The 7774-nt window shown below is 64.7% G+C and carries 8 protein-coding genes; 5 read left to right on the forward strand and 3 right to left on the reverse strand.

The window, feature by feature from the left end; translation table 11 throughout:
• The 4 genes from C1D09_RS13005 to glcF all read left to right on the forward strand — a co-directional run.
• A partial coding sequence (locus C1D09_RS13005) for a DUF3422 family protein (RefSeq protein WP_143974703.1) occupies nucleotides 1–384 on the forward strand: 384 nt, incomplete at its 5' end.
• A 125-nt stretch (nucleotides 385–509) separates the two neighbouring features.
• A complete protein-coding gene (locus tag C1D09_RS13010) occupies nucleotides 510–2006 on the forward strand; it encodes an FAD-linked oxidase C-terminal domain-containing protein (RefSeq protein ID WP_143974710.1) in 1497 nt (498 codons plus the stop codon).
• Nucleotides 2007–2037: 31 nt separating this feature from the next.
• Entirely contained in the window at nucleotides 2038–3243 is a 1206-nt protein-coding gene (locus C1D09_RS13015) for an FAD-binding protein (protein WP_143974704.1), read from the forward strand.
• Between the two features lie 10 nt (nucleotides 3244–3253).
• Nucleotides 3254–4579, forward strand: coding sequence for a glycolate oxidase subunit GlcF (gene glcF / locus C1D09_RS13020; RefSeq protein WP_143974705.1), 1326 nt, complete (start codon nucleotides 3254–3256; stop codon nucleotides 4577–4579).
• Nucleotides 4580–4589: 10 nt separating this feature from the next.
• Here glcF and C1D09_RS13025 read toward each other — a convergent pair whose 3' ends face one another.
• Nucleotides 4590–5510 carry a bifunctional 5,10-methylenetetrahydrofolate dehydrogenase/5,10-methenyltetrahydrofolate cyclohydrolase gene (locus C1D09_RS13025; RefSeq protein WP_143974706.1) on the reverse strand — a complete coding sequence of 307 codons (921 nt, stop codon included), beginning with the start codon at nucleotides 5508–5510 and terminating at the stop codon, nucleotides 4590–4592.
• Between the two features lie 258 nt (nucleotides 5511–5768).
• The gene (locus tag C1D09_RS13030; RefSeq protein WP_143974707.1) at nucleotides 5769–6500 is read right to left on the reverse strand and encodes a L,D-transpeptidase; all 732 of its coding nucleotides are present in this window, start codon (nucleotides 6498–6500) and stop codon (nucleotides 5769–5771) included.
• A 213-nt stretch (nucleotides 6501–6713) separates the two neighbouring features.
• Between C1D09_RS13030 and C1D09_RS13035 the strand changes: the two genes are divergently transcribed.
• Nucleotides 6714–7352, forward strand: a complete 639-nt coding sequence (locus tag C1D09_RS13035; RefSeq protein ID WP_143974708.1) for a DNA-3-methyladenine glycosylase I — start codon at nucleotides 6714–6716, stop codon at nucleotides 7350–7352.
• An 85-nt stretch (nucleotides 7353–7437) separates the two neighbouring features.
• On the opposite strand, the gene C1D09_RS13040 is transcribed toward C1D09_RS13035, so the two are convergent.
• On the reverse strand, nucleotides 7438–7774 hold a 337-nt coding region (locus C1D09_RS13040; protein WP_342780224.1), incomplete at its 5' end, for a hypothetical protein.

A 7774-nucleotide genomic window follows, 5' to 3' on the forward strand; every position in this document is an offset into this window, starting at 1 on the left:
CCGGCCATGCGCACCTGCCGTTCCGTCGAGGAGCGGCAAGCCAATCTGTCGCGCAAACTGACCCGCGCCACGACGCTGCTGCGCACCTGGGTCGATGTCGAGGTCGAGAAGCAGAACCGCGACCTGCTCGCCTCGATGAACAACCGCGCGCGGCTGCAACTGCGCCTGCAGCAGACCGTCGAAGGCCTCTCGGTCGCCGCCGTGTCCTACTACGTCGTCGGCCTCATCGGTTATGTCGCCAAGGGCGCCTCGATCTTCGGCCATGCTTTCGCGCCCGAAGTCGTCACCGCTGCCTCGGTGCCGGTCGCCATCCTGCTGGTCTGGTGGGGCGTGCGTCGCGTGCGCCGGATGCATTCCGAGCCCGCCAGGCATCCGGCCGAATAGCGGCAGATTGCCGCTGCGGAAGCCTGTCCCGGCCGACCGTGGGGGGCTCCCATCACCGCGGCATTTGCAACCAGCGCGCTTCACTGGTAAAAGATTTTGACCAGTCAAGCAAAATGAGGCTGCTGATGTCCGGCCTGGCCATGCCCGAACCAGACGACGCCACGATGCGCCGGCGCGACGAGATCGTCGCCGACATGCGCATCATCGTGCCGGGCGAGGGCGTGGTCGACGCGGCCAATGCCATGCGCGCCTTCGAGAGCGATGGCCTGACCGCCTATCGGCAATTGCCGCTGGTCGTCGTTCTGCCCGAGACGGTGGCGCAGGTCTCGCGCGTGCTAAAATACTGCAACGACCGCAACATCCGCGTCGTGCCGCGCGGTTCCGGCACCTCGCTGTCGGGTGGTGCGCTGCCGCTGGAAGACGCGGTGCTTCTGGTGATGAGCCGCTTCAACCGCATCCTGGCGATCGATTTTCCAAATCGTATCGTCGTCGCCCAGCCGGGCGTCACCAATCTCGGCATCACCACCGCCGTCGAGCAGGAGGGCTTTTATTACGCCCCCGATCCATCCTCCCAGATCGCCTGCTCGATCGGCGGCAATGTCGCGGAGAATTCTGGCGGCGTGCACTGCCTGAAATATGGCCTCACCGCCAACAATGTGCTCGGCATCGAGATGGTGCTGATGAATGGCGAGGTGGTGAGGCTCGGCGGCAGCCATCTCGATGCCGAAGGCTACGATCTGCTTGGCGTGATGACCGGTTCCGAAGGCCTGCTCGGCGTCGTCACCGAAGTCACGGTCCGCATATTGAAGAAGCCGGAAACGGCGCGCGCGCTGCTGATCGGCTTCCCGACCAGCGAGCAGGGTGGCCAGTGCGTCGCCGACATCATCGGCGCCGGTATCATCCCCGGCGGCATGGAAATGATGGACCGGCCGGCGATCCATGCCGCCGAGGATTTCGTCCATGCCGGCTATCCCCTTGATGTCGAGGCGTTGCTGATCGTCGAACTCGACGGGCCGGGCGTCGAGGTCGATCACCTCATCACTGCGGTCGAGGCGATCGCCATAAGCAACGGCTCGACCACCTGCCGGATCTCGCAATCCGAGCAGGAGCGGCTGAGCTTCTGGGCCGGCCGCAAGGCGGCTTTCCCTGCGGTCGGCCGCATCTCGCCCGACTATTACTGCATGGACGGCACCATCCCCCGCAAGGAGCTGCCGCGCGTGCTCGCCGGCATGCGCGAGCTGTCGGAAAAATACGGTCTCGGCGTCGCCAATGTCTTTCACGCCGGCGACGGCAATCTGCATCCGCTGATCCTCTACGATGCCAATGTTCCCGGCGAACTCGACAAGGCCGAAAGTTTTGGCGCCGACATATTGCGCCTCTGCGTCAAGGTCGGCGGCGTGCTGACGGGCGAACATGGGGTTGGGGTCGAGAAGCGCGACCTGATGCCGGAAATGTTCAACCAGGTCGACCTCGACCAGCAGATGCGCGTCAAATGCGCCTTCGACCCCAATCACCTGCTCAACCCCGGAAAAGTCTTCCCGCAACTGCGCCGCTGCGCCGAGCTGGGGCGCATGCACATCTCCGGCGGCAAGCTGCCGTTCCCGGACATTCCGAGGTTTTGAGAGCGATGGGCGATCAGAACCAGAGACAGCCATGACCACCTTCACTCCCATTACCTCGGACGAGGCCCTCTCCACCGTCGGCTGGGCGGTGGCGGAAGGCTCGCTGCTCGAAATTGTCGGCCACGGCTCCAAGCGCGGCATTGGCCGGCCGCTGCAGACGGAGCACACGCTCGATTTATCGAAACTCACCGGCGTGACCCTCTATGAACCCGCCGAACTGGTGCTGTCGGCAAGGTCCGGCACGCCTTTGGCTGAGATCGAGAAGCTGCTGGCGGACAACGGCCAGCAGCTGGCCTTCGAACCGATGGACTACGGCCCGCTGCTCGGCGGCGAGCAGGGCAGGGGCACGATCGGCGGTGTGCTTGGCGCGAACCTCTCCGGTCCGCGCCGGTTGAAGGCGGGTGCGGCGCGCGATCATATCCTTGGCGTCAAGGTCGTGTCCGGCCGGGGCGAAGCCTTCAAGTCGGGCGGTCGCGTCGTCAAGAACGTCACCGGCTATGACATGTCGAAGCTGATGGCCAACAGCTGGGGCACGCTGGCCGTTTTCACCGACGTCACCTTCAAGGTGCTTCCCGCCGCCGAGACCGAGGTGACGCTCGCGGTCCGAGGCCTGCTTGACGACGCCGCGGCGAGCGCCATGGCGCTGGCACTCGGCTCCAGCGCGGAAGTGTCGAGTGCTGCCCATCTGCCGGAGCGGATCGCCGCGCGTGTAGCCGGCGGTGCGCTCGGCAGCGACGCTGCGACGCTGCTGCGCGTCGAAGGTTTTGGCCCGTCCGTCGCCTATCGGATCGCCGCGCTGAAGACGCTGCTCGGCAGGGCCGGGTCGCTGGAGGAGATTCCCGGCGAGGCTTCGCGGCTGATCTGGCGCGACGTGCGCGATATCAGGCCTTTCGCCGACGGCAGCGAAAAACCGGTCTGGCGCGTGTCGATGACACCGTCCCAGGGCCACCAGATGGTGCTGACCTTGCGCATGCAGGCGGCCGTCAGCGCCTTCTATGACTGGCAGGGCGGGCTGGTGTGGCTGCGCATGGAAGAGGGCGATCCGGAAGCCGCTCTGCTGCGCGGGCTGCTACGCAAACATGGCGGCGGCCATGCGACGCTGGTGCGCGCCGCCCCCGCCCATCGCGCCGCGCTGCCGGTGTTCGAGCCGCAGCCGCCGGCGCTGGCAGCGCTCAGCCTGCGGCTGAAGCAGGAATTCGACCCGAAGAACATCCTCAATCCCGGCCGCATGGCCTAGGACATCAGCGATGCAGACGAATTTCTCATCCGACCAGCTCGCCGACCCGCATGTTGCGGAATCGGAAAGGATCCTGCGCAAATGTGTGCATTGCGGTTTCTGCACCGCCACTTGCCCGACCTATGTGACGCTGGGCAACGAGCTCGATTCGCCGCGCGGGCGCATCTACCTGATCAAGGACATGCTGGAGAACGGTCGTCCAGCCGACAAGGAGATCGTTACCCATATCGACCGCTGCCTGTCGTGCCTTGCCTGCATGACCACATGCCCCTCGGGCGTGAACTATATGCACCTGGTCGATCACGCCCGCGCCCACATACAGGAGACCTATCGCAGGCCGCCGCTCGACCGCCTGACTCGCGCCATGCTGGCCTTCGTGCTGCCCCATCCCAGGCGTTTTCGCGCCGCTCTCAAACTGGCGAAACTCGGCAAGCCCTTCATCGGCCTGTTCGAGAAGGTCCCGGCCCTGAGACCGCTTGGCGCGATGCTCCGGCTCGCGCCTGCCTCAATCCCGACAGCCTCGCCGATGGCCTCGCCGGGCATCCATGCCGGGCAGGGGGTCAAAAAGGGTCGCGTCGCCATTCTCACAGGCTGCGCGCAATCGGTGCTCGATCCCGCCATCAACGACACGACGATTTCGCTGCTGACGCGCCTCGGCGTCGAGGTCGTGGTGCCGCCGGGCGAGGGCTGCTGTGGAGCGTTGGTCCATCATATGGGGCGAGAAGAGGCCGCACTTGCCTCGGCAAGACAGAATGTCGATGCCTGGACGCGCGCCATAGACCAGGGCGGGCTCGACGCCATCATCATCACCGCGTCCGGGTGCGGTACGACGGTCAAGGACTATGGCTTCATGCTGCGGCTCGATCCGGCCTATGCCGGCAAGGCCGCGCGCGTCTCGGCGCTGGCCAAGGACGTCACTGAATATCTGGCCGCTTTCGACATGCCCGAGCCGGTGCGCAAACCGGGCACGGTCGTGGCCTATCACTCGGCCTGTTCGATGCAGCACGGCCAGAAGATCATCCGTCAGCCGAAGGAGTTGCTGGCCAAAGCCGGTTTCATCGTTCGCGAGCCGCGCGAAGGCCATCTGTGCTGTGGCTCGGCCGGCACCTACAACATCCTGCAGTCCGAGATTTCGGCCAAGCTGCGCGATCGCAAGGTCAGAAATATCGAGGCAACAGGCGCCTCGATCGTCGCCACCGGCAATATCGGCTGCATCACCCAGATCGCGTCGGCCGCCAGCATGCCGGTGGTGCACACCATCAAACTGCTCGATTGGGCTTATGGCGGGCCGAGGCCGGATGGCGTCCAGGACGAGAGCCTGATCGCCGCGGAGTAGGGATCGGCGCCTACTCCGCCGCCAGCCTGTCCGCGGTCCCGTAGGTCGACTCGTACAGCGCGTGCTGGCGGCTCAGCGCCACCATCGTGTTGCGCAGCAGGATCGCCACCGTGATCGGGCCGACGCCGCCCGGCACCGGCGTGATCCAGGAGGCCACGTCTTTCACACTGTCGGTGTCGACGTCGCCGACGATACGGCTTGTCCCGTCAGGCCCGATCTCGGAATTGATGCCGATATCGATGACGGCAGCGCCTGGCTTCACCATGTCGGCCTTGATCAGCCGCGGCTTGCCCACCGCGACGAACAGCGCGTCGGCGCGGCGCGCATGCGCTGCGACCGATCGCGTCATGTGATGGCAGACCGTGACTGTCGCGCCTTCGCTCATCAAGAGAAAAGCAATCGGCTTGCCGACGATTTCCGAATGGCCGACGATGACGACTTCCAGCCCCTTGAGGTCGAGGCCGGTCTCCCTGAGCAGTTCGACAGAGGCAGCCGCCGTGCAGGGCGCCAGATCGAGCTGGTTGTAGACGATGTTGCCGATCGAGGCCGGGTGCATGCCTTCGACATCCTTGAGCGGATGCACCGCCGCCTGCAGCGTCTTGACCGAAATATGCGCCGGCACCGGCCGCTGGATGATGATGCCGGTGACGCGTGGATCGGCGTTCAGCCCGTGGATGGCCGCTTCCAGTTCGCCCGAAGTGATGGTGGCGGGAAAACGCCGTTCCTCGAAATCGATGCCGGCAAGCTGCGCCTTGGCGCGCTGGTTGCGCACATAGACATCCACCGCATCGGTATCGCCGACGGTGATCGAGATCAGCTTGGGCGGGAAACCCTCGGCCTTGGCAATCTTCGCATCCTCGCGCACGGCGACGATGATGCGCTGGGCAACAGGGCCGCCCCTGAGATAGCGGCTGTCGTCGGGCAGGGACATGGGGTGGACTCTTTTCTTGCGTTGGCGCCGACATAGCAAAAGACCATCGGAAATGGCAGCATGAAAGCGAAGCGTCATGCCTTCTGCGCGACGCAACCACGCGGGCTTTGTCGCAACTGCGGGACGCCGATCAAAGAAGAAGGGCAGCGCGGTTTCCCGTGCTGCCCTTCCTGACTGACCGCATCCCCATACGGCCCGTCCCCCGTTATCCCTTCCGACTTCAGGAAACGATGTGCTTCCAGTGATTCGCTGCGGCTATCATATCACCTCGACCGTGGTTCCGACATTGACCCGCTCATAAAGGTCGACCACGTCCTCGTTGCGCATGCGGATGCAGCCCGACGACACCGCGCCGCCGATCGTCCATGGCTGGTTGGTGCCGTGGATGCGGTATTCGGTCGTGCCGAGATAGAGCGCGCGGGCGCCGAGCGGGTTCTCGATGCCGCCGGCCAGATAGGTCGGCAGATAGCGGCCCTTGGCGGCTTCGCGCTTGATCATCTGCGCCGGCGGGCGCCAGTCCGGCCACTCGCGCTTGTTGGTGATCTTGTGCGTGCCCGACCATTCGAAGCCTGGCTTGCCGGTGCCGACGCCGTAGCGCCGCGCCTTGCCGTTCTTCTCGACCAGATAGAGGAAATTCTGCGTCGTATCGATGACGATCGTGCCCGGCTTCTGCGGGCCGTCATAGGCGACTTCCTGCGGCAGGTAGATCGGGTTGATCTGGGGGCGCATGACCATGCGTTTCGCCGGCGCCTGCACGGCCGCCGTCTGCACGCGGTCTGGCTGTGCCGGTTGCGCGGCACGCAGGCGCGGCTGCTGGCGGTTCTGCCGCACAATGCCGGGCGCATTGCCGAGCTGCAGCACCCAGGGGGCGGAAAGGTCGGGGCTCACCATCACCGGCGGCCTGTCGGCATAGCGGTCGCCAGCGGCCGAGGGTGTGACGCCGGCAAACACAGCCATGGCGCCGAGCACGGAAAACACAACTCTCTTCATCGGAAACGCACCTTGGATCGTCTGATACACCGGGTGGAAACGCTCCCCGGTCCAGCGATCATTGGCGCGCAAGCAGCAACCGAAACATGAATCGGAATGCGTAAAATGCGGTTCTGTCAGTAAACCTTTTGGTGTGGTTACCGCCGGGTTCAGGAATCTGGTAAAGCCACGGTAAAAGCAGCGCCAGAGCGCATTAACGGATGGACTTTCGCAATGAGCAATGAAAACACCGGCCTGCTTGCCGGCCCCGACGGCGTCGTGCGCTGCTTCTGGCACGGCAACCTGCCCGACTATCTGCACTATCATGATCATGAATGGGGCCGGCCGGTGGCCGACGACCGCAGGCTGTTCGAAAAGATCTGCCTCGAAGGGTTTCAGTCCGGCCTGTCCTGGCTGACCATCCTGCGCAAACGCGAGAATTTCCGCGAGGCCTTCGCCCGCTTCGATTTCGACAAGGTCGCCGCGTTCACCGACAAGGATGTCGAACGCCTGCTCGGCAATGCCGGCATCATCCGCCATCGCGGCAAGATCGTCTCGACCATCAACAATGCCAAGCGCGCCCGCGAAATGGTCGACGAGTTCGGATCGCTCGCCGCCTGGTTCTGGAAGTTCGAACCCGGCAAGGCGGAACGGCCCGAAATCGTCGACCTAGCCCATTTGCGCGCCAACCCGACCACGGCGGTGTCTGTGCGGATTTCGAAGGAATTGAAGAGGCGCGGCTGGAGCTTTGTCGGCCCGACCACGGTCTATGCCTTCATGCAGGCCATGGGCCTGGTCAATGACCATCTCGAGGGCTGTGTCTGCCGCAAGCAGGTCGAGAAGGAACGCAAGGCATTCCACCGGCCGACGTAGCTGCCTTCTCCCCGTTCACGGGGAGAAGCCCAGTCGCATGCCCAATCCGTCGATCAGAAATGGGGAACCATCGAAGCGGGCGGTTTCAGGTGCCGTTGGCGCTGGCCAGGAACAGTCCGGCGACGATCGCCACCACGGTCGCCGCCGTCGGATAGATCACCAGCAGACCAGTCATCAGGGCATCGCGCAGGGAGGGGCCCTTGCCGATGTCGGTGGGCACATCGAACGGCCCGGCAGCCTGGCCAATCATTTTCGGCGCATGGGTGGCGGCCGGGCGCAGCCGCGCAGGCAATGCGCCGGCATCGCTGTTGGCATGGAATTTCACTGCGCTGGTCATGTCCCGAACCCCTTCGTATCGATGCGTCTTGTCGGCTCCGATTGTGTCGGCACGATGCCGCATCCATGGCGGCATTGTTTCATTC

The sequence above is a fragment of the Mesorhizobium intechi genome, assembly GCF_002879535.1.
GTDB lineage: Bacteria > Pseudomonadota > Alphaproteobacteria > Rhizobiales > Rhizobiaceae > Mesorhizobium > Mesorhizobium intechi.